At 46.9% G+C, this 20,984-nt stretch carries 20 protein-coding genes; 9 read left to right on the top strand and 11 right to left on the bottom strand.

Annotation, left to right across the window (positions count from 1 at the left end):
• Positions 1-44 precede the first annotated feature (44 nt).
• The 8 genes from J3L11_RS09960 to J3L11_RS09925 all read left to right on the top strand — a co-directional run bounded on the left by J3L11_RS09960 (position 45) and on the right by J3L11_RS09925 (position 6,255).
• Positions 45-908 carry a YicC/YloC family endoribonuclease gene (locus J3L11_RS09960; protein WP_207570896.1) on the top strand — a complete coding sequence of 288 codons (864 nt, stop codon included), beginning with the start codon at positions 45-47 and terminating at the stop codon, positions 906-908.
• Between the two features lie 201 nt (positions 909-1,109).
• The gene (locus tag J3L11_RS09955) at positions 1,110-2,375 is read left to right on the top strand and encodes a site-specific integrase (protein WP_207570895.1); all 1,266 of its coding nucleotides are present in this window, start codon (positions 1,110-1,112) and stop codon (positions 2,373-2,375) included.
• A gap of 11 nt (positions 2,376-2,386) precedes the next feature.
• A complete protein-coding gene (locus J3L11_RS09950) occupies positions 2,387-3,226 on the top strand; it encodes a hypothetical protein (RefSeq protein ID WP_207570894.1) in 840 nt (279 codons plus the stop codon).
• 108 nt (positions 3,227-3,334) lie between these two features.
• Positions 3,335-3,541: an AlpA family phage regulatory protein gene (locus tag J3L11_RS09945; protein WP_207570893.1), complete on the top strand. Its 207-nt coding sequence runs from the start codon at positions 3,335-3,337 to the stop codon at positions 3,539-3,541.
• A gap of 9 nt (positions 3,542-3,550) precedes the next feature.
• On the top strand, positions 3,551-3,757 hold the full coding sequence (locus J3L11_RS09940) for a helix-turn-helix domain-containing protein (RefSeq protein WP_207570892.1): 207 nt from the start codon (positions 3,551-3,553) through the stop codon (positions 3,755-3,757).
• 205 nt (positions 3,758-3,962) lie between these two features.
• Positions 3,963-4,940 carry an inovirus-type Gp2 protein gene (locus J3L11_RS09935; RefSeq protein WP_207570891.1) on the top strand — a complete coding sequence of 326 codons (978 nt, stop codon included), beginning with the start codon at positions 3,963-3,965 and terminating at the stop codon, positions 4,938-4,940.
• A gap of 140 nt (positions 4,941-5,080) precedes the next feature.
• Positions 5,081-5,740, top strand: a complete 660-nt coding sequence (locus J3L11_RS09930) for an HGGxSTG domain-containing protein (protein WP_207570890.1) — start codon at positions 5,081-5,083, stop codon at positions 5,738-5,740.
• A gap of 293 nt (positions 5,741-6,033) precedes the next feature.
• Positions 6,034-6,255 carry a hypothetical protein gene (locus J3L11_RS09925; protein WP_207570889.1) on the top strand — a complete coding sequence of 74 codons (222 nt, stop codon included), beginning with the start codon at positions 6,034-6,036 and terminating at the stop codon, positions 6,253-6,255.
• 150 nt (positions 6,256-6,405) lie between these two features.
• Here the strand turns inward: J3L11_RS09925 and J3L11_RS09920 are convergent, their stop codons facing one another.
• The 9 genes from J3L11_RS09920 to J3L11_RS09880 form a co-directional block, all read right to left on the bottom strand.
• Entirely contained in the window at positions 6,406-6,789 is a 384-nt protein-coding gene (locus J3L11_RS09920) for a hypothetical protein (RefSeq protein ID WP_207570888.1), read from the bottom strand.
• 85 nt (positions 6,790-6,874) lie between these two features.
• Entirely contained in the window at positions 6,875-7,528 is a 654-nt protein-coding gene (locus J3L11_RS09915; RefSeq protein ID WP_207570887.1) for a hypothetical protein, read from the bottom strand.
• A gap of 46 nt (positions 7,529-7,574) precedes the next feature.
• Positions 7,575-8,282: a SprT family zinc-dependent metalloprotease gene (locus J3L11_RS09910; RefSeq protein WP_207570886.1), complete on the bottom strand. Its 708-nt coding sequence runs from the start codon at positions 8,280-8,282 to the stop codon at positions 7,575-7,577.
• Between the two features lie 14 nt (positions 8,283-8,296).
• The gene (locus J3L11_RS09905; RefSeq protein WP_207570885.1) at positions 8,297-11,458 is read right to left on the bottom strand and encodes a type I restriction endonuclease subunit R; all 3,162 of its coding nucleotides are present in this window, start codon (positions 11,456-11,458) and stop codon (positions 8,297-8,299) included.
• A complete protein-coding gene (locus J3L11_RS09900) occupies positions 11,455-12,129 on the bottom strand; it encodes a hypothetical protein (protein ID WP_207570884.1) in 675 nt (224 codons plus the stop codon). Before J3L11_RS09900 ends, J3L11_RS09905 begins: the two co-directional genes overlap by 4 nt.
• Positions 12,117-12,968, bottom strand: a complete 852-nt coding sequence (locus J3L11_RS09895) for a hypothetical protein (protein ID WP_207570883.1) — start codon at positions 12,966-12,968, stop codon at positions 12,117-12,119. The genes J3L11_RS09900 and J3L11_RS09895 overlap by 13 nt, the downstream gene beginning before the upstream one ends.
• Positions 12,969-12,980: 12 nt before the next feature.
• Positions 12,981-14,249, bottom strand: coding sequence for a restriction endonuclease subunit S (locus J3L11_RS09890; protein WP_207570882.1), 1,269 nt, complete (start codon positions 14,247-14,249; stop codon positions 12,981-12,983).
• Positions 14,242-15,966 carry a type I restriction-modification system subunit M gene (locus J3L11_RS09885; protein ID WP_207570881.1) on the bottom strand — a complete coding sequence of 575 codons (1,725 nt, stop codon included), beginning with the start codon at positions 15,964-15,966 and terminating at the stop codon, positions 14,242-14,244. The genes J3L11_RS09890 and J3L11_RS09885 overlap by 8 nt, the downstream gene beginning before the upstream one ends.
• Positions 15,935-18,400 (bottom strand): N-6 DNA methylase, encoded by a 2,466-nt coding sequence (locus tag J3L11_RS09880; RefSeq protein WP_207570880.1) that lies wholly within the window; start codon positions 18,398-18,400, stop codon positions 15,935-15,937. Before J3L11_RS09880 ends, J3L11_RS09885 begins: the two co-directional genes overlap by 32 nt.
• 128 nt (positions 18,401-18,528) lie before the next feature.
• Between J3L11_RS09880 and J3L11_RS19535 the strand changes: the two genes are divergently transcribed.
• Positions 18,529-18,651 carry a hypothetical protein gene (locus J3L11_RS19535; RefSeq protein WP_278250733.1) on the top strand — a complete coding sequence of 41 codons (123 nt, stop codon included), beginning with the start codon at positions 18,529-18,531 and terminating at the stop codon, positions 18,649-18,651.
• Positions 18,652-18,718: 67 nt separating this feature from the next.
• Here J3L11_RS19535 and J3L11_RS09875 read toward each other — a convergent pair whose 3' ends face one another.
• Both J3L11_RS09875 and J3L11_RS09870 read right to left on the bottom strand, forming a co-directional pair.
• Complete coding sequence (locus J3L11_RS09875) at positions 18,719-19,177, bottom strand: helix-turn-helix transcriptional regulator (RefSeq protein WP_207570879.1); 459 nt, start codon at positions 19,175-19,177, stop codon at positions 18,719-18,721.
• Positions 19,174-20,511, bottom strand: a complete 1,338-nt coding sequence (locus tag J3L11_RS09870; RefSeq protein ID WP_207570878.1) for a HipA domain-containing protein — start codon at positions 20,509-20,511, stop codon at positions 19,174-19,176. The genes J3L11_RS09875 and J3L11_RS09870 overlap by 4 nt, the downstream gene beginning before the upstream one ends.
• Positions 20,512-20,984 lie beyond the last annotated feature (473 nt).

The raw sequence follows: 20,984 nt of genomic DNA, 5'->3' as shown, positions 1-20,984 counted from the left end.
ATAATCAAGGCTTTATCGTCACAAACGACTTACGGGATACTTTCATGATCCATAGTATGACCGCCTATGCCCGCGTAGAGCATAAAGCTACCTGGGGCAATGCGTCTTGGGAAATTCGTTCCGTTAACCAACGTTACCTGGAAACCTATCTGCGCCTGCCTGAACAGCTGCGGAGCTTGGAGCCGATTCTGCGAGACAAACTTCGACAACGGCTTAACCGTGGAAAAATAGAAGTGAATCTCCGTTATGAACTGAAAGGTGACCAAGACAACCAACTGACACTCAACGAAGATTTGGCTCGGCAATTATTGAAAGCCGCTCAATGGGTAAAAGACGAAGCTAGCGAAGGCCGATTGGAGTTACTGGACATTCTGCGTTGGCCAGGAGTCATCTCTGCGCAAGAGCAAGACATGGATGCCATAGGCACCGAGCTATTAGCAGCGTTTGATAATGCCATTGATCAGTTTATTGAAGCCAGAGCCCGTGAAGGCGAAGCGATTAACGCCATGCTGCTGAGCCGCCTGGAAGGTGTAGAACAACAGATCGCAATCGTCCGAGAACAAATGCCCAAAGTCATCGAGTGGCAACGTGAAAAACTCACCAACCGATTGGCAGAAGTGAAAGGCGAACTCGACCCTGTTCGCATTGAACAGGAAATGGTACTGACTGCCCAAAAACTGGATGTGGCGGAAGAGATGGATCGCCTTGAGGCACATGTTAAAGAAGCCCGGCGTATCCTGAAAAAAGGTGGTGCCGAGGGCCGCCGCTTAGATTTCATGATGCAGGAATTTAACCGCGAATCAAACACGCTGGCGTCTAAATCTATCTGCACTGAGACCACTGCCGCTGCCATTGAGTTAAAGGTTTTAATAGAGCAGATGCGCGAACAGATCCAGAACGTCGAATGATGTTTTTAGGGGTTTATAAAGTGTTAAAAACATCTTATAAACCATTGCTTTACGATTTTTAATGTTTTTACTTGTTCGAGAATGTTTGCTATTGTTCATGAAAAAGTGGGACTAAAGTGGTGACTAAAATCGCTTGAAACCACAAAAAATGGCCAAAAATTAACCATTTTTAAGTTTAGTCACCACTTTGGACTTAACTATATGAATGATAAGCAAATTAAAGCTTTTTTAAAAAGCAAAGAGCTTGGACGTAAAGCGGTAGGGGACGGGCTCTATATCAGAGTCCAAACAGAAGGCGTCGCATATTGGGAAGTCAGGTACAGCGTTAACGGCAAGCGCCGTTCAATGGTTCCCAATGGCGGCATCTACCCGGCAATGTCTTTAGTCGAGGCTAAAGCTGAAGCGGCGAAAATAAAACTGTTAGCTAAGCAAGGAGTTGATCCTCTCGCCGAGCGAGAGAGGCAACAAGAAGAAACAATCAAAACGGTCAATGACCTCTTTGAAGATTGGTACCAAACGACTGCCGTTCGCTTAAAACACCCAGAAATCCCCCAGCGGATGTATACCAAGGACATCAAACCGACCATCGGCCAGCTAAAAGTCGAAGACGTTAACGCTCGGGATATCCGAGCCATCATTCACAAGGTCGCAAAGAGCAACCGCCCCACAGTGGCCAATAAAACCCTACTGTGCTGCAAGCAACTCTTTAATCATGCTTGTAAGTTAGATCTCATCTCTGGCAATCCAGCCGCAGCGTTTAAACCCGTCGATGCTGGTGGCATTGAGAAGAGCCGCAGTAGGGCGTTATCCCTTAATGAAATCGCTACCGTATTCACTGTACTAAGGGAGAGTAAGCCCTCATTTAGCCATGAGAATTATCTCGCAGTAGCACTACTGCTGTGCCTTGGTGTAAGAAAAGGCGAGCTGATCGCCGCTAAGTGGAGTGAATTTGATTTTGACGAGCAACTCTGGCATATGCCCGAAGAGCGCAGTAAGACGGGCGTAGGCATCACGATACCGCTGTCTGATTTTGCTATTGAATGGTTTAAGGAACTACGTGTAATCGCTTGTGGTGCTGAATACGTTTTCCCTGCGCGTAAGATAGGTAAACGTAGAGGCTATATCTCGAACGATACCCTCAATCACGCCCTAGCCAAACTCTTCGGACAAAAGCTCGATAGCCACGGTCAAACCACAGAAAACGTTCTCGGCAAAGCTGGGATTAGCCATTTCACCGTTCATGACCTTAGACGCAGCTGCCGTACTTTACTGGCCAGTCTCAAGGTTGCCCCACATATTGCCGAGCGCTGTCTGAACCATAAGCTTAAAGGTATCGAGGGCACTTATAACCAACATGATTATTTAGAAGAGCGTCGAGAAGCGTTAGGTAAATTGGCGGCTCTAGTAAGCCCTATAGTCAATAACCAAGCTAATGTCGTCTCATTCACCAACATCAAAATCAGCTAAATAGGCAATATATGACCGTTATGCCGAGAACCGTGAAAAACGCCAGAATCAATGATCTTAAGCAGATGATTTTGCCTGAAATGGTACCGGATCAATTGAAGATATTAGGTGTAACACTCGCACATTTTTATGCCGATACTCTCGCTAATGCTCAAGCCAGCGAAGCAGGCGGCATTGAGTTAATCAAGCTTATAGAACGAAGAACCAACCTCCTACTCAGCCGAGGTAATGAGCTTTACGCTAACAAAAGCCATAGCTCTCCCTCTCAAATTGAGTTGGTGGGTCAAAATATCAATATTTTTATGACGCAATGTTCAGCACTATTTAAGTTTGTGCCTCCTTCACTGCACCAAAATGAGCCCATTTATCAACTAATAGATCGACTCGTTGAAACCGCAGTTTATATTGGCTATTACGCTGGCAGTAACGACACTTTATCCCTCACCGATAGATTCACTGATTCTGGTTACCACGCCACAGTTACTCAGACGCAAAAAGGTGGCCAAGCAAAGGCACGGCCAATCAATGTCCTTAAAGACTTAGTCATAGAAATGGCAAACCACCTTTACCTTGCCCCTCGCTTTATAAGTACTCCGAAAGTAATGGTGGTAGATGCAATCTATGAGGTTCTTCAAAACTATTCGTCCAAGGGCGACAACAAGAAGCATCCTGCGCTAGTGAAGTTTCCCAACCGTGTGCCAGAGCACAACACCCTACACAAATGGCTTAAACCCATCACAAAACCAACAAATACGTTAAAACAACCAAGACCCAGTATTTCTTTAGTCAAAGCAGAACTGAGCAAAGCCTTTACTGTTCAAAAAATCACCTCAAAGCTCAACTCACAATAAAACAATAGGTTAAATAAAAAAATAGGTACCTCTACTCAGTAGACCATCTGTCTCCATCTTTACGACCTCGCCAAACTCGCTCCTGAACAGTATGAAACAGGAGCGAGTATGAATTCACCAAATCAAACACCAGACCGTTTCGTCCGAGAAGCTGAACGACGGGCGATTACGTCAATATCACGCACTACTGCGTGGACACTAGAACGTAAAGGCCTATTCCCAAAGCGTCGACATCTATACCCACAAAGTACCGCTGTAGGTTGGCTCCTGTCCGAGCTTAATGAATGGGTCGCATCCCGTGAAAGTAACTGCTAGGAGGTTCAAATGGCGTTCAAACAAGAAGACCATCTGGCCAATTACCTTGAAGCCAATCGGCTAATAAAAAAGCCAGAAATTCAACGGCTACTGGGCATCAGTCGCTCAACGCTCGGAAGGTGGATTAAAGCCGGGAAATTTCCTGCCCCCAAACTAACGCAAAATGGCAGCCAACGTTGGTTATTCGAGGATGTGCATAAATGGCTCGGACACTAACAAGTAGAAGCAGGCTTAGGCCTGCTTTTTAAGAATGCTCAATGACACACTTTGACGCATTCCGCTAGCGCTACAAAACAGCCTCGGCTAGCTACAGACCGCAGCACGCAGGTCTTTCAAGGAAACGCAGCGTCAAACGGCGGCGGATATTAAAGAATATACCGCTCGCTTACGTTACAACTATCAATTAAACGAGAGAACTAATATGACTAAGCAAATCTCTTACGATTCTAACGCCGCAACCGTTAAGGAAACGCAAGCCAAAGAGTTTTGCATAGGCCGTAATAACATTGAGTTATTTGCCTATAAAAACCATGCATACGAAGTCTATAAAAGTTTACCTATGGGCCTCTCGCTCAAAGCTCTCAAAACCATCTTTTCTGACTTCGAGATAATGCTAAGCCATTACAGTAGGGTGTTAGCTTTTCGAATTGACCTACACCCAAAAACGGGGTCAGAGACCAACCAGACTATCACTTCGTTTCTCAAAAACTTACTGAAGACGCTGAATACCAAATATCAATGTAAAGTTATCTATCACTGCGCTAGAGAACAAGACACCGCTGATAAAGAACATTATCACCTAGAGATCTTACTTAGTGGTCATAAGGTTAAACATTCCGCAGCGCTCCAAATTTTGGTCAAAACCCTGTGGGAAAATCAAACCCTGGGGACAGTGGAGTTTATTAAAAAGCCTTTCTGCATCATGCGGCGAGGCAATAAGGCCTCTATTAAGGCTGCCATTTACCGCTCTAGCTATCTAACGAAAGAACGTACCAAGGACCTTAATGGCAAAGCCAAAGGCTTTATCAGCAATAGGCTAAAGCCTGCTGCTGGCTTCGATCCATCGACAGAACTAATGCTGGTGGACCCCAACATCACGTTTGAACGGAATAGGCGCAAGCAGGCTAATAAGAGCGCTCCGTCAGCGTCAATAACAGGCAATATCACCTCCTCCAGATATGGCTGGTTCAATAGGCTGTCCCATGCGCAACAGTTAAAAGAGTGCATTTCATCAAGGACCACCAGCCTTTCGCACCTCATCGACACCCCCATGTTCAATCCGCTCTCACAAACTGATCAGCCACAGTTGATCACACAGAGAGTCTATGAACCGAAAACAGGGGCTAATGATCACCTGAACACTGATCAGGTGGCGTTAGTGACTCGCACGCACCAATAAACAATCCCATACAAAAATCAGAGGAGTGAAATAGCAATAAGGTGATCACAAGCAGAAATCGAAATATTCAAAATGCCAAACAAACCCCATGAACCGAAAAGAACTGATCACTGTTGTGATTAAACAATGAAGGAGTCTATATGAGTAAATTCACGTTAGATACTTTGCCGAAATGTGGCGCTAAAACCCGTTCAGGCGCACCTTGTCAGCGCTACGGCAATAAGAACAATGGCCGCTGTAAACTCCACGGAGGGCGCTCAACTGGCGCGAAAACCAAGGAGGGAAAACTTGCTGTACGCGCAAATCCAATTGTTAACTCTGTCGTCTGGCATGTTGACACAGTGCTCATGGGAACCATCAAGCAGGAAGATGCTTACAAAGCGGTAAACGCCTATCTCATGCTCAGTGAGCTATGTGACAGGAGCGATAAAGAGGCTTATGAAGAAGCCATGGCAATTGTGAATGAATCCCGAGTCGAGCTGGAGATGCTTAAATATAGTATCGCGAATTATGAAGGTGCTGTGGCGTTCCTGCTTATTCAGTCAGCCTTAGACCATTGCTATAAAGAGGAAGGCAGCAAGCATCTATTTTTCCATGTTCATACGGCCCTTTGCCCGCCCTCATTTTTCACGCCAAATCTGCTCACCCAAACCCAGATTAAAGAACATCAAAAATGGGATATGCGCTCAATGCGCAATCGCGGTCTTAACTTCAATGTTCGCGCACGAGAAGCGCCCCATATACGAGAGTGGAAAAAGCAATTTCAAAAGCGCCAGATGGCGTTATGGGGCAATATTTAATGTTACAAAATACAGGTTAGAACGAGTGTTAAAACGCAAGTTTTACTCTTCAATATTTTTCGAGCTTTGCGTGGCAAACATAGCGCTTACACTCCCCCAATGAACGCGATGGCCTCAGCACATTGTCTGCACTATGGCTATAAAAAATGACTATAGTGATCACCCCATACTGATAACGATCAGACTACAATTGATCACTCTATGGGGGATAAAACTCGCCATCTCAGGAAGCAATACATGCTGATTCAATTTTTAAAGGGGGTTCTTTTCTAGGTATTGACTAGGAGAGAACCATGAAAAAAGAAGCTCGACTTATTCGTATGTACGGTGCCAATGAAGCTGGGTTGGCCATGTTACCGACGAAGGTATCAGGCACGCAGATTTCTCGGTCTTGTGTCGGTGAAGAAATGGGGTGTACACACTGCTTTCCCCACGGTATTGATACGAGCAACAGCCACGATATGAAGCTACAGCGTTGCTGGAAAAAATATCGTAAACACCAGTGGCGGAGTTAAATATATCCTTTATTGGGGATATCCAAGGCCGCAACTGCAATAATGGCCTTAACATCCAAAGAAGGCTTTCACATATTAATCGTCCGCTTAAAAGTGACACTAAATCCTCGCAGGCACTCATCTAAATGAGTGTCTGCATTCAAGCGCTTACTAATAAACAATTTTCTGTTCGCGCTCTTTCCTAATATCAGCCAACCTAGCTCGCTTCTGCGCGTTCGTGAGGGGGATAGCAGCTTGTTCGAGCATCACATCGTAATTTTCATCAGGTGTGACGTCATAACCCATGTTTTGCAAAATTCTCATCATCGTGCTTATCGAGCAAATAACTGGATAGCCCGCCTCATGAGGTATATGGCTATTCAGATAACGACCATCAAGAATGTTAGATAGACGTTGAATATACTCCGCTGGTGTAGACTCAAAAATATACTCTGAGTCGATCTCCTTTATATAAGACTTGCGCACACCGCAAGGCTTAGCCACCAGTACAAACACATCAACGTTACCAATCACTAGCAGCTTAACGAACGCCATCTTCCATCTCCATTTGAATCATTAGTCTGAGAAAAAGTTGAGCCAACGGCCTTTTAAAGCTCCAGAATCCACACCGAGTAAAAAGTTAATTAATTCCGATTTTTCGACACCATAATTTAACCTGCATCTTGGTGTCATCGGTAAACCCTACTCGCGTTTTGTTAATCACGATATTGTTAGCCCCATGAGGCGTCTGTAGCCCCCATAATTGAGAGGAACGGCACATCACCAATAACACCTCACCACGCACGGCCTTAGGGATAAGTGTTCGTCTAAGGTATTCCTGTGCTGCCCACACACTAGGTAAACTGGCGGCAAAACCTTGTACTTTATCCATATTAGTTGAGGCGTAAGGGATCAGGTTAAAGACGCAGATATTTTTTGACGCCAGCTCAAGATCCCCGTCAAACAAGCTATTCGCGACTGGCTTAAACCATTTATCCCAGCCCGGTATCTCGTAAGGATAGGGATGTAAGCCATCCAGTTGCGCGAATAGTTGCTGCTTTAACGAGGCTGACTGAATCACCTCAGCGGTTTTAGCATCCCGGCTAGGGTTAGCGTAACACAATACGATTTTCGCCGTTCTCAACGGGCCAAAGAATGGACCGGGAGGCAGACCGAACTCAAACTCACTATCAATATCGAAGGTCTCCTTTAGTTCCTCCAGCACCACAAGATCATCACTGTGCTTCGAAGCTTGCACCGCCATACAGGAGTTCCAGAAATTAATAAAATCCATTTTGAATATCCCTCGTTAGCTTAACGACTTCAAAGAGCTATAACGGCTACACCACCAGCAATTGGGCGTTATCTCTCAACCACTCTTTGCACTCGCGGTAATCGGGCATCACGCGCTCGACCTCACGCCAGAATTGCGGTGAGTGATCATGGTGCAGCAGATGGCAAAGCTCATGCACCACCACATAATCAACGATACGGTTAGGGGCTAACACAATCAGCCAGTTGAACTCTAAGTCACCATAAGAGGTACAACTGCCCCAGCGGCTCTTAAAGTCTTTAATGCGCACCACAGCGGTTTCTACCCCCACGACCGATTGATAGCGGTCTACCTTCTCGCGGATTTTCTTACTAGCGTTGAGTCTGTACCAATGGATTAGCGAACGCCGCACAAACTGCGCATGGGAGGCATATGCAGGCACGGTAACAGTAATTCTACCGTTAACCAATTTCGTCGGTGTCACGTTGCCCTGAACCACCTTTAGGCGATAATTGCGGCCAAGATAAGGGAAGGCTTCACCAGAGACATACTCTTTGCCACGCGATGGCCGTGCATCGGCGTGAATGGCGAGCTTTTCTAAAATCCATTGATGTTTGGCGGTCAGCAACTGGTGGACTTTCTCCATGGGTAAGTCTTTAGGCACGACCACCGCGACAGCGCCCTCCTCCACTTTTATGGTGGCGGATTTACGGCGCGCAGTACGAACGACCTTAACCTCGTAGCCCGCTTGTTTGATCACGTCACTGTCTTGCATCACGTCCTGCGCTGTCATTTATTGCCGAACTTATGCTTAGCCAAATCGATAAAGCGGTCTTGCAGAATCGCCACCAGCGCTTTATCACCAAAGGATTGATCCGTCACCACGCGCTTGATGTTCTTCTTCATGCGCTTCACTTCATCGTCTTTTTTAAAGAAGTCGACGATCTGTGTCGCTTCATCAAACATCTGCACCAGCTCTTGAGTGGTTGCCTTAATCTCTTCATGTAGCTGATCGTCGATCACTTCACCATCTCTAGCCTTAGCTACTTCAACCATCAGAATGTTGTAAAACGCAAACTCGGTCTCGTTCAAGCCCACGTCCTGCGCCGCTTGTTTATGAGCCCCGTTAAGGTCATTGGTCATTTCCAGCAATAGCTCTAACTGACGCTCCCAATTACCTGCGGTTTTCTCAATGATGTCTCGCAGCCGTATGCTCAGCGAACGGTAGTATTCGGGGTCATCATCTAACTTGATGTTGATATGGTGTTTCAGCGCGCTCTCAATTTCTGAGGCTTTAGATTCCGCCGACTTTTTCTTGAGCACATGCTCTTTAAAGTTGGCGGCCAGTAAATCAATCGGTGGGATTTTCGGATCAACCCCGGTACTCAATATGTGTTCGTCCACCAGCTGTCGTACCTTCTCGCCAACATCGAGCAAGTCCATACCGTCATCGTGATACTGGTTGCGCGCCGCATGATGCACCTTGCCCCACAGCTTCATATCAGGGATATATGACATAGCTGAGGCATCCGGCAAAATAACGTTGAGTTGCTTGGCAAAACGCTTATAGGCGACTTCGAATTGCGCCCGTACCACATCGTCTTTGAGCGCTAACACATAGTCATCAATTTCATCGCTGGTCACGCCTTTGAAAAACGCTTTAACGCGCCGATGTGCGTCTTCTAGCTTGGGCAGTTCGTCTTTCAGGCTTTGGTAAGTGCCTTCAACGTCATCACTGCTAAACAGCTCCAGCGCTTCAGTGAGGTAACTGGCTAAGCCATAATAGTCGACTACATAGCCGCACTCTTTGCCCTTATAGTTACGGTTAACCCGCGCAATGGCCTGCATCAGCGTATGGTCTTGTAGCTTGCGGTCGATATACATCACCTGCGCAATCGGCGCATCAAAGCCCGTTAACAGCATGTCCTTCACAATCAAAAAGGCGGTGTTATCAAATTTGCGCAGTTTCTCATCAGTGCCCGGTACATCAACACCAAACGGCTTCTTAAAGTTAGCGATAACCCTCTTCTGGTGAACCTTATCGGTGTATTGGGCAATGTATTGCGGGTCATTATGATCACCGGAGATAATCACCTCCGATGGCGGTGCACCTAACTCGTCTAAGGTCTTTTTGAAGATGGTTGCGGCGTGGCGACTGCCAACGACGATCATCGCCTTAAAGCCATCAGGCCGAATGCGCTCGCGGTAATGCTTTAACAGGTCGATACACACCCAGCGAATACGCTGAGGGGCTTCACGCACGGCGCGCTCAACACCATATTTACGCTTAATCTCTTGCTGCTCTTCTTTGGTGTAATCGCCAAAATACTCTTCAAACAGCGCATCGAGCGATTCTCCCGCCACGGCGGTTTTCACCTCACGGCCTTCATACAACAACCTTACCGTAGCACCATCCTCGACGGCCTCATTGATTTTATATTTATCAATGTAGCCACCAAAGGCGGTATCCATCTTTTGGGTTTTCAGCAACGGTGTGCCAGTAAAGCCTATTTTGGGCGCGTTCGGCAAAGCGGCGTTGATGGTGGTCGCTAAACCACCGAACTGAGTACGGTGCGCTTCATCCGCCAGCACAATAATCTTGTCTGAGGTATTGAGGTCAACAAAGCTATTGTCGCCCTGCTGTTCAGCTTCCTTCTCTGCGTCTTGGAATTTCTGCACCATGGCAGTCACCAGATCTGAGCTGTCTTTTTTCAGCAAATCACGCAGCGAGGCTACAGAATCAGCGTTGTAAACGGTTTCGCCTTGCGCACCTTGAAAGGTGGTAGACAGCTGCTCGTCCAACTGGGTTCTATCGGTCACAAACACCAGCTTGTATTGCTTGAGTTCAGGGTCATGGCGCATTTTTACCGCCAGCATCACCATGGTCAGCGACTTACCGCTGCCTTGGGTATGCCACACCACGCCAGATTTCTCTTTGCGGGTTTTGCCTGTTTTGAGCCGTTTAATAACCTTGTTTACGGCACGAAACTGTTGATAACGCGCCACCTTCTTAATCAAACGGCCCTCATCTGGCTCAAACAGAATAAAATTACGCACAATATCGAGGAAGTTCTCATGGCTAAACATACCCGCCAATAAGCGCTGCTGCGCCGTTACCTTGGCGACTTGGTAATCGGCTTCTTGCTCGGCAACTTGCTTAAATTCACTACCAGCAGGTTCAACTGCTGCGATGGGTAACTCAACATCGAGTTTATTGGCGAATGGCAACACATTATCGCTATCTCGTTGCGCAATCTGCGCATCGGTCAGCGGGTAAGCGTCTTTCCAATCACCGTAATATTGTGCGGGCGAGCTAATCGTACCGACACGGGCGAGATCACGGCAGGTTGAGACCATCAGTTGGTTATACCAAAACAGCTTCTCTGCCCCTTCAAAATGCTCAGGATAGCGCTGATTAGCGTAGCGGCGCAGCTGGTCAATGCCGTTATAGACAGGTGTTGAGATATAGGGCGATTTACACTCGATCACCGCTAACGGCAGGCCGTTAACGAAGCAAACAATATCGGGGATGATGGTTTGATTAGGGCCTTCCACCTTAAACTGATTCGTGCAGATAAACTCGTTGTTGTCGATGTTGTCAAAATCCACCAGCTTAACCGTTTGGCCTTTTTTGCCTTTGCCAAGGTCTTGCTCAACCGACAGATAGCCCACCATGGTTTGATAAAAGCCGTGATTATACTCCATCAAGCCCGCGCATTGTGGGTGCGTGACTTCACGGACAACCTTGCGTAAGTTCTCTTCATTGATCCACGGATTAATGCGCTCTATCGCCAGTGTTAGGCGCTTAACTAGTACTACATCGCGTAAGTAAGCACGTTCTTGGTTACTGTGCTCAGGTGCCAGCGCTTTACCGGGAATATAACGCCAGCCCATCTGGTGGAGCTGCGCAATAGCGGGGCGTTCTACTTTGTCAAATTCATCATTGCTCATGAGACAACACCCTGCCCACCAGCAACACGTTCATACTCTGCTTTCGCGGCGGCCACGGTTGCAGTGATATGTTGCTTAACCCGTTCGATAATTTGTTCAACCCCCGCATCAGACATCAGCTCAGCTAACGAACATTCGTAACCCGTTAAGAAACAAGGCTCATCATTTTTATCTCTTGCAGGCGTTGGGTTGCTACTGAAGTCAGGGTAGCGAACACTTCCCCAAATATTACTATACCAACTCTCTTCAAACGTTTGATATGGAGCGCATACCACCACACGCAGTAAACTTTGCGCCTTATCAACCGCTAGCGGCAAGTTAAGGGCGTCTGGTTCGCTTTTATGCCCGTTGCCATGGCTATCCACCCCAGTATCCGACACCACAATAAACTCAACCAAATAATCGCCAATACGCACCTTGTTATTAGCTAGTTGAAACTGGCTGTAGAGATAATGCGAATTCATCCCCGGCAACAGATCCCATTGCCAATACTCAGTGATATTGCGATGGGTGGCAGGGGTAAGCGCAAAATCAGCATTGCCCCAGTAGCAAAAGGTTAGCTCAAGCTTGCTCGCCATCTCGGCAATGGTCGGTACTACGCGCTGATAATAAGCTGCAACCAAACGGTGGGCGGTACGAACCTGCAATAGCAGATCATTTACTTGTTCCATGTATTGATATCCTTGAGTGATAGAGGGTGCGTGGCAGTAAACGCCAATAGATCGTGCCACTGGTGTAGAGGCTTTGCCGTGCCAGCGCGAGCAGGTTGCGCACAGACTTTAGCCAGTGGCTTATCTTGCAATAGCAGTTGCTGTAAGCTCAGGCGCGGTAGCTGGTGGTCGAGTAATGTCTTCCAGCTGTAGGCCTGTGTTTTGAGTTGATATAAGCGCGCCGCGTGCAGAATGTCGGCAATAATGCGCTTGTCTTGTTGATTAGGCTCGCAGGCTAACGCGCCCTTATCGAGTGCCAGTATGTCATTAACGACGGGTTGCCACGCCAAAGCGTTAATACCCGATAACTGACTATTGAACTCACTTTTAAGCGTATCAATCCAGTCATTAACTATCTTGCGCGAAGGGATACGGCCAATGGCGAGAAAGTACAGCGGTAACTGGCTGCGCTCTTCCGCTTGCAGGTAAGACGTAATCTCACGCTGCCATTGGTCAATATATTGGTCGCCACCTTCCGGTGGTTTGATCTCCAGGATCACCGTAGCACTGGCAAAGTTGAGCACCGCATCAGGCTCGACGCGATTGAGATCATCATTATTTGCCAGTGAAAAGCTCGGCCAGAAATCAATCTCCTCAAAGTCATCAAACGCTGGCTCAGTCACGCCAAGCCAGCGTTGCATTAAGGTCGCTTGTACAGGCGCTGACAGATAGGCAAAGCGGCCAAATACCGCCGCTGTCATCAAGTCTTCGCGGCCCTTAAACACCTCGCGCCAGCTTATCGACTGTCCTTTATCGACGTCGATGCGCCCCGCCTTTCCATGGAGAATTGCCTGTAACATTGCCCATCCTTGCTAATCGATGGCTACCCGCACTTTGCCCGTTAATAGATCCTGCATGAGGGCTTTCTTTAAGCTCTCTAAATGTCGAAGCTTACTTTCTTGCTTAGATATACGTAAATCTACCGAATCTAACATCGCGCAAATACGCCCCTGCTCCTCAATAGATGGGAGTAATACTGGGAACTGCTTGAGCTGAGTGGAGTTTATCGAGGCCAAATTGGTCGTTTGTTTAGCACACCCAAGATAATATTTTTTACCATACTCCGCCCCTGAAAGGTGGTTGAAAAAACTTGGGCTAAGCTTGTTTATATTAGTTCTTACAGCAAACACATGATTTTGATGCGCACAGGGTGATATTTGCCCGAACCAAATGCTTCCTCGACCCAATTTATCGAAATCACCACCTTCATTGACTAATACATCATTTTCTCGAAGCAAAAATCGTTCTGATTTGCTTTTGGGGATCTTGATAGTTTTTATTTCTTTTAAATCTAAATATCCATCTTGAACATTGGCTACGCGCAAATATGGCAGCTCTATCAAGTCGCCTTCAAGTTTCGAGCTCTTCGCTGCCCCTGTTTGAATTACAGCAACGGATTCTAGCTTCGCGACCTTCCACGTCTTCGGAATCCGGCCGACAGGGGAATCCTTAAACTCGGTGTGAGGTTTGCCATCGACGCCGACACCTTTGGTCAACAGCTCCTGCATCATGCCGGTTTTCAGGTCTTTGAGCTTGTCGATTTGCGCCTGTGTCTTCTCAATCACCTCATCCACCGAGGTCAGGATCTTGGCGATTTTTCGTTGTTCGGGGAGTGGAGGAGCAACTAGCTCAATCTCAAAAAAATCAGCTGCGGTTATATTGAGCAACCCATTAGCACGAGCACTCGATGTAATGATTTGCCGTAGCTGGTAATCTAAAGTACCACCGTGAAAAGCATATTGAACAAAGTCAGGATCAGCTTTGCCATCAATTACTCTAAAACTATGGTAAACGTTGGGCACAGCTGCCGATGACCAACGATTTAATTTAAACACACATCCGTACGGAAACGTTTTGGAGTTTCCACGGTTATAAGACAACTCCCCTCTGGTCAAACATGTGTACTTTTTTAGGCTCTCACCCGCCATATTTCTCGCCCACTTCTCACGTTGGTCAACCCAACCGGCGGTTGAAGAAATGGTCAGTACATTCTCAGGTTTACCGTCCAAAGGAGTTCGAATGCGCGTTACATATTTATTCAAAGGTGCCTTATTCCACCCTTCAGGAGCTCGATCACTCATAACCCAGCTCCTTGAGATAACTCTGCATCACGCTCTCGGCAGTAGCGACCTCATCATCCAGCTGCTTGAGTGACACTTGGTATTTATCCCACCAGCGCTCTAACTGGCTGATGATGGCGGGGGTAGCATCCGTGGCCAACTCGCGGATCTGCTCTTTGGTGCTGATCTCAGAGCGGAACTGGTAGTAGCCCTCGGACTTCAGGGTAAACACACAGCTGATATCGAAGCCTTGCAGGATCTCTTCTTGAATGTATTCGCTCTCGACCTCACGCACTGGCACGCCGCCATGCAGGATGGCGCGTACATCAAAGATCTCTGCTGGTGGCGCAGTATCAGCATAACGGCGAATATTGAGGTTGTAGTCGTTATCGCTAATCTCACTCAGCTCAACCACCTGGGCGTAACGCTTAATGTTTTGGTAGTTGTTAAAGGTGGTGACGATTTTCTCAATATCTTGTGGGCGCAGTTTGTTTTGATTTTTGCCTTCTTCATATTCCAGCTCACCATTGATAAACAGCACCTTGCCTTTACGATCGCGCGCTTTGTTTTTATTGATGATTAGTAGGCAAGCGGGAATGCCGGTGCCATAGAACAAGCCGGATGGCAGACCTATTACCGCTTCGAGCAAGTCATCTTCTAGAATGCCCTGACGGATCGCCTTTTCACTGGAGCCACGGAACAGCACGCCGTGCGGCATCACCACACCGACCATACCTTCCGCATTGGTGCTGGCAATCATGTGCTGCACAAAGGCTAAGTCACCGGCATCTTTTGGCGGAGTGCCATAGGGGAAACGGCCAAAACCATCATTATCGCATTCATCCTTGCCCCACTTCGCCAGTGAGAACGGCGGGTTGGCAATCACGCGGTCAAAGGTCATCAGCTCACCGCCTTCGGTGTGCTTAGGCTCGCGTAGGGTATCGCCCTTACGGATATCGGCACTGAGCACGCCATGCAGGAACATGTTCATCTTACAGATGGCCCATGTGTTTAGGTTCATCTCTTGGCCGAACAGTGACAAGTTGCCGGGGTTCTCGCCGTGAGCTGCTAGGTAGTTACGGGTTTGCACCAACATACCGCCGGAGCCGGAGGTTGGGTCGTAAATACGCATGCCCGCTTTAGGCTTAAGCAAAGCCACCAGCAGCGACACCACTTCACTTGGGGTGTAGAACTCACCGCCCTTTTTACCCGCGCTGTCGGCAAACATTTTGATGAGGTATTCGTAGGCGCTGCCGAGCAAGTCTGGCCGCTCGAAGTCTTCATTACGCAGGCGGTATTTGCTGAAGTGCGACAGCAAGTCGCGCAGCTTTTTATCAGACAGCTTGTTTTTGATGTTGAAGTCGATAGTGACCAACACCCCTTCGAGGCTGCTGTTGTACTCTTCAATCGCTTCGGTGGCTTTGTTGAGCGTGGCACCGATATCGTGTTTAAGGTCTTTTAACTCTGACCAACGGGCAGATTGAGGCACAAAGAAGGTGTTATCGTATTCGTCTTCATCTTGCGCCAGCGCCTCGGCCTGCTCTTGGGTTTTGCCTTTATCGAGGTAATACTGCACCACGCTTTCTTGCGCCTCTTCAAAGGCATCAGACAGACGTTTTAAGAACATCATACCGAAGATGTAGTCTTTGTACTCTGAGGCGTCCATATTGCCGCGCAGGATGTCAGCGGCTTCCCACAGGAAAGATTCAAGTTGTGGGAGAGTGAGTTTCTGGGTCATTGAACAATGCAACCTTAAAATGATTCTGGATGTATCTTAACATTGAGTTTCCTGTTAGCTCCGGAGAAGAGGTGTCCGTTCTGACATAAAACTTGGTGTTATCCATAAAAATGGGATATGACGACGGACTACAGTCAATTCTAACTACTGTTTTATCTTCAAAAGGGACTTCTGTCAGCTTGCAGTATTGCAGGTAATCAGAGCTAATCCTTGACGCTAATTGAGCGCCAAGCTCTTGGAAATAGTTATCCATTTTATTGAACTTAAAGCGTTTACACTCAAGATCAACGCCAAGGACTTTACCTTTGTCGTTCACACCGATTAGCAGAATGCCGCCGCTAGTATTGATAAAAGAAACAATATCTTTAATGACTTCAGCCTGCACTACGCTATCTTTCTCAATCCTTCCTTCAGGTTTGTGAAGCTTATCGGCATTAGCAAAGAATGATTGCTTGAACTCCATCTGACGTGTCTCGCCAAAAGAGATCAAATGCTGTAAATATTTGGTATCGCTCATTGATGAAAGGGTATAAACCATTGCATCGGTGTTATCTTCAATTGCTTTGTACTGCTTTGGCTCTGTAGTCAGTTTACTGAAGAATAAATCAATCTGTTTCCTAGCAATTTCTAATTTCCCCGCGAGTTTTATCACCTCTTGCTGAACTTCCAGCTTAGGGATGGGGATACTAAGTGCTTGGATGGATTTAGCTTGAAGTCGCTGGATACTTGCACCAGTAGGTATTTGCCCCAACATTAACTTACCCAGTTGAGACTCAAAAAATAATTTAGCGTACTCAGATAATAATCTATCTTGATTAAATGTCAGTCGTAGGTATTCGTTAGGTTTAGGTGTCGTGCTAAAACCTAGCGAAATAGCAGCATGTTCAGGACGGGTTCGTCTAAAATAAATCGCATTGGGCACATCTAGATTAGTATCGGACTTAACCACTTCAATGGTCTTAACCATTTTCTTATTACTTAGTGATACTCGCTCAAAACCTTCGTGGTGACGTAAAAGTGCGGCAATATCTCGATTTACTGGAGAGTTATCAATATAGCGTTTGACGTCTAATCTAGCGTCATTACTCAATACCTCTCCAACGGGGACAATTCGACTAAACGTCTCCAGAGAGTCAAATTTATCAAACGCTTCCACGACGGTCTGAATGCCTTGTTCCGTTAGCCTATTCATATTTTGAGCAGATACGAAATCTTGTGACGCGTCGATAAACAGGACTTTCCCCTTTCTATCTAGTTGCTTGCTCTTATTAACAATAACCAAACACGTGGATACTGATGTTCCATAAAAGACCCCCGGTGGAAGTGCGATTACGGACTCCACAAAATCGCCACGAAGAATTTCCTCTCTAATAGACTGCTCGCTATTACCACGAAAGAGTGCACCTAAAGGCATGACTATAGCACCTAAGCCGGTGTCGTTTAGACTGGCAATCACATGCTGTAAAAATGCTAAATCAGCAGAACTTTTGGGAGGGAAGCCAAAACGGAACCGACCGAAGTCATCAAAATAACACTCGTCATGGTTACTCAGTTTTAACGAAAAGGGAGGATGACAAAATACACGGTCAAAGCTCATCAGCTCACCGCTTTCGGTGTGCTTAGGCTCGCGCAGCGTATCGCCTTTACGAATATCGGCACTGAGCACACCATGCAGAAACATGTTCATTCTACAGATGGCCCACGTGTTCTGGTTCATCTCTTGGCCGAACAGTGACAGGTTGTCGGGGTTCTCGCCGTGGGCTGCTAGGTAGTTACGGGTTTGCACCAACATACCACCGAAGCCGGAGGTTGGGTCGTAGATACGCATGCCCGCTTTAGGCTTGAGTAAGGCCACCAACAGCGATACCACTTCACTTGGGGTATAGAACTCACCGCCCTTTTTGCCCGCGCTATCAGCAAACTTTTTGATCAGGTATTCGTAGGCGGTGCCGAGCAAGTCAGGCCGTTCAAAGTCTTCGCTACGCAGGCGGTATTTGTTGAAGTGCGACAACAAGTCTTGCAGCTTTTTATCTGACAGCTTGTTTTTGATGTTGAAGTCGATAGTGACCAACACGCCTTCGAGGCTGCCGTTGTACTCTTCAATCGCTTCAGTGGCTTTGTTGAGCGTCGCGCCGATATCGTGTTTAAGGTCTTTCAGCTCTGACCAACGGGCAGATTGGGGCACAAAGAAGGTTTTATCGTATTCGTCTTCATCTTGCGCCAGCGCCTCGGCCTGCTCTTGGGTTTTGCCTTTGCCGAGGTAATACTGCACCACGCTTTCTTGCGCCTCTTCGAAAGCATCAGACAGACGTTTTAAGAACAACATGCCGAAGATGTAGTCTTTGTACTCTGAGGCGTCCATATTGCCGCGCAGGATGTCCGCGGCTTCCCACAGGAAAGATTCAAGCTGTTGGAGAGTGAGTTTGGGGGTCATTAATCAATGCAACCTTAAAATGATTCTGGGCGTATCTTAACACCCACGAACCAAATTAGGCTGTGTGAAATGTATCGATTTCAGGCTGTTAAGCGACAGCGCCAATTGACAGCTGAGGGCGCGGTTCAATGACCCGAGAACTGTGGGACGATTCTGATAGTTGTAAAGCTGCTACCGTGACGTTATTCAAGACATTAGCTAACCTGCAAAAGCTCTATGCGTTTACTGCAAATAGTACGGCGTTTGGCTAATATCCTAGCCATAAACAAACGGATTAGCGTTGTGAGTGCTAGGGTGTTAGCCAATGCACTTTAATTATCAGAGAAGCCATGTTGTACCTGTTGAGATTGGCACAATCCCTACCTTAAGACCAAAAGGCTTGAATAGTCGGTCGAGAATATCGGTCTTAAAGCTACCTCGGTCGTTCTCAACGTCAGAGAGGGTTTTGCGTGACACCTTAGCTAAGGTTGCATACCGATCCTGAGTTAAACCTAACACCTCAACTCGCAATGTTTTAAGCGCTTGTCCTTGGCTAAGCTCACCGTGTAATAGCCTTTGAGTGACGGCGTGAATAGCGTTCTTTCTTTCTACCGTATTAACACCGCCTGATAGTTTCGATGCTCGTTTAGTGGATTGTTCTGTTTGAAGCTGTGGGACGTTTTTAGATTGAGGCCGCTGCTGCGTGTCAGTAGCAACCTCATTCCGTTGCTGACGATTCGCTCTAAGACGAGCAATGGTTTCTTTTGCCGTTTCAGCAGTAGATGGTTTATCACTCATAGTAGCCCCCAACGAGCTAGCTTTTGTTCAACATAAGCAAAGCCAATAGCTGGCATGTCGATGATCCGTTGTGGCACACCGCGCTCAATTAAGCGTTGCTTCAAGCCAAGGCATTGTTGCGCAGTGAACTTTAACTCTTTCATTAGCGTCTGAGCAGGCACTAAATCAGCCAATGCGTCAGCAATGCCCTGAAAGTTATACTCCCCCCCAACTTCTAGCGGTGCTTGCCATTTTGTGGTTCTGGCCACCCCTTCTGGATCGGCCTTCATTGGTGCAAAGTCATAGATAGGGGCAAGCTTTATCCACCCATCGCCTTTAAGAAACGCTGTATTGCGGCCATGATTATCACTGTTACCGAATAGGATATTCAAAAGGTCTCGCTGCACCCATTCAAGCACAAACGCGCGTACGTCAAACTGAAATCCTTGTTCTAATACCATATGGCTATGAGCGATTTTATCGATTAACGTTCTTATGGTTTGCTCGTGATCTAAGGTAACACCCGCGCCCTTGCCAAGAATCGAATAGACCGACTCCATCGCATAACGTTGCTGACCTAGCTCGTCGAAGTAAATATCAAAGCGCGGTAGCCATAGCGATGGGTAGGCATTGCCTTCTTCGAGCCGCATATCGCCCGTAGGGATGGTCTCAAAGCCCATTTCAGCTAACTCGTGATAGTAGTGGTATTCAGCTCGTAAGATATCGCAGTCAACAGGAGAGCGAGCACCTCTCGGATATTTCACCAAATAATGAAGGTCTCGGTTTTGCGGTTCATCTTGGTGGCTATCAATCCAGATCTTTTGCCCATCAGAACAACGTAACAACAGCTTGGGCGCTTCACCGCCTGCACCTGTTGCGCCACCGGCAGCAGCGCCTCGATGTTGGGCATAATCCAAAAAGTCAGCCGCTCGGTTCTTAACATCGTCAACGGTGAAGGTAAGCTTATCAGCAATAGCCGTGCGTTCAGGCAGCGACTCCTTGACCCGCAAATTACCGACGGGAGCAATAGTGCCATATTTAAGCAACACAAAATTTTGCTCATCGATAGCCAGATCAGCGATATCAAGGTACTTTAACCAATAGCGACGGCTTGCACCGCTAGGCATTATGTCATCAAGAAAGCAAAACCATCCCTTCTCATCAACGAACAAGCTGACGGGGTAGTTTAGAGAGATGGCGTGCATATCGTCTTTATCTAGCTCAGCCAAAGCATATGCCTGCTGGTAATCTAGCGAGGTAAGCCGATAATTACCTTGGTCGCTCTTAGGGAAAGAGAGCAACGCAATATCTCTCCATTGGCCATTGATGAAAGCCTGAATGGTCAACTGCTCCATGAAAGCTCCTAAACACATTATGAGTAATTAAATACTCATTAAATCATAAAATAGCTATTAATGAGTAATTATTTACTCAAATACTACTTCAGCCTAGAAAATATACAAAGCTTTTATGAACAATGAGCTGCAATTGCTAATCGATAAGGCGCAAACGCAACAATCAACCGACTACTAATGTCGCTATTACTGTTCCGTTTATCACTGAACTACTTAATGGGGTGTTTATCCACGATAGAACTGCCAGCGTCCGTTTCGCTCTTAGAGAACTGCTCGGCAACTTTGCCTTCGTAATACTTATACCGAGGTCAACAACCTCATATCACACGCTATAACAGGTAAATCACCATATACACGCTATAGGCGGTAAATATCTCAGAGCATAAACAGACTTATATTTCGGTAGTTAACTTGGAGGGTAAAAAAAGATTTAGCAGTGATCAGCGCGTCGTAAAGGTTGAACAAAGCGGGAC

The organism is Shewanella sp. 4t3-1-2LB, assembly GCF_017368415.1.
GTDB lineage: Bacteria > Pseudomonadota > Gammaproteobacteria > Enterobacterales > Shewanellaceae > Shewanella > Shewanella fodinae.
Note: the sequence above shows the minus strand (reverse complement) of the source record. Positions and strands in the feature narration are given on the sequence as shown.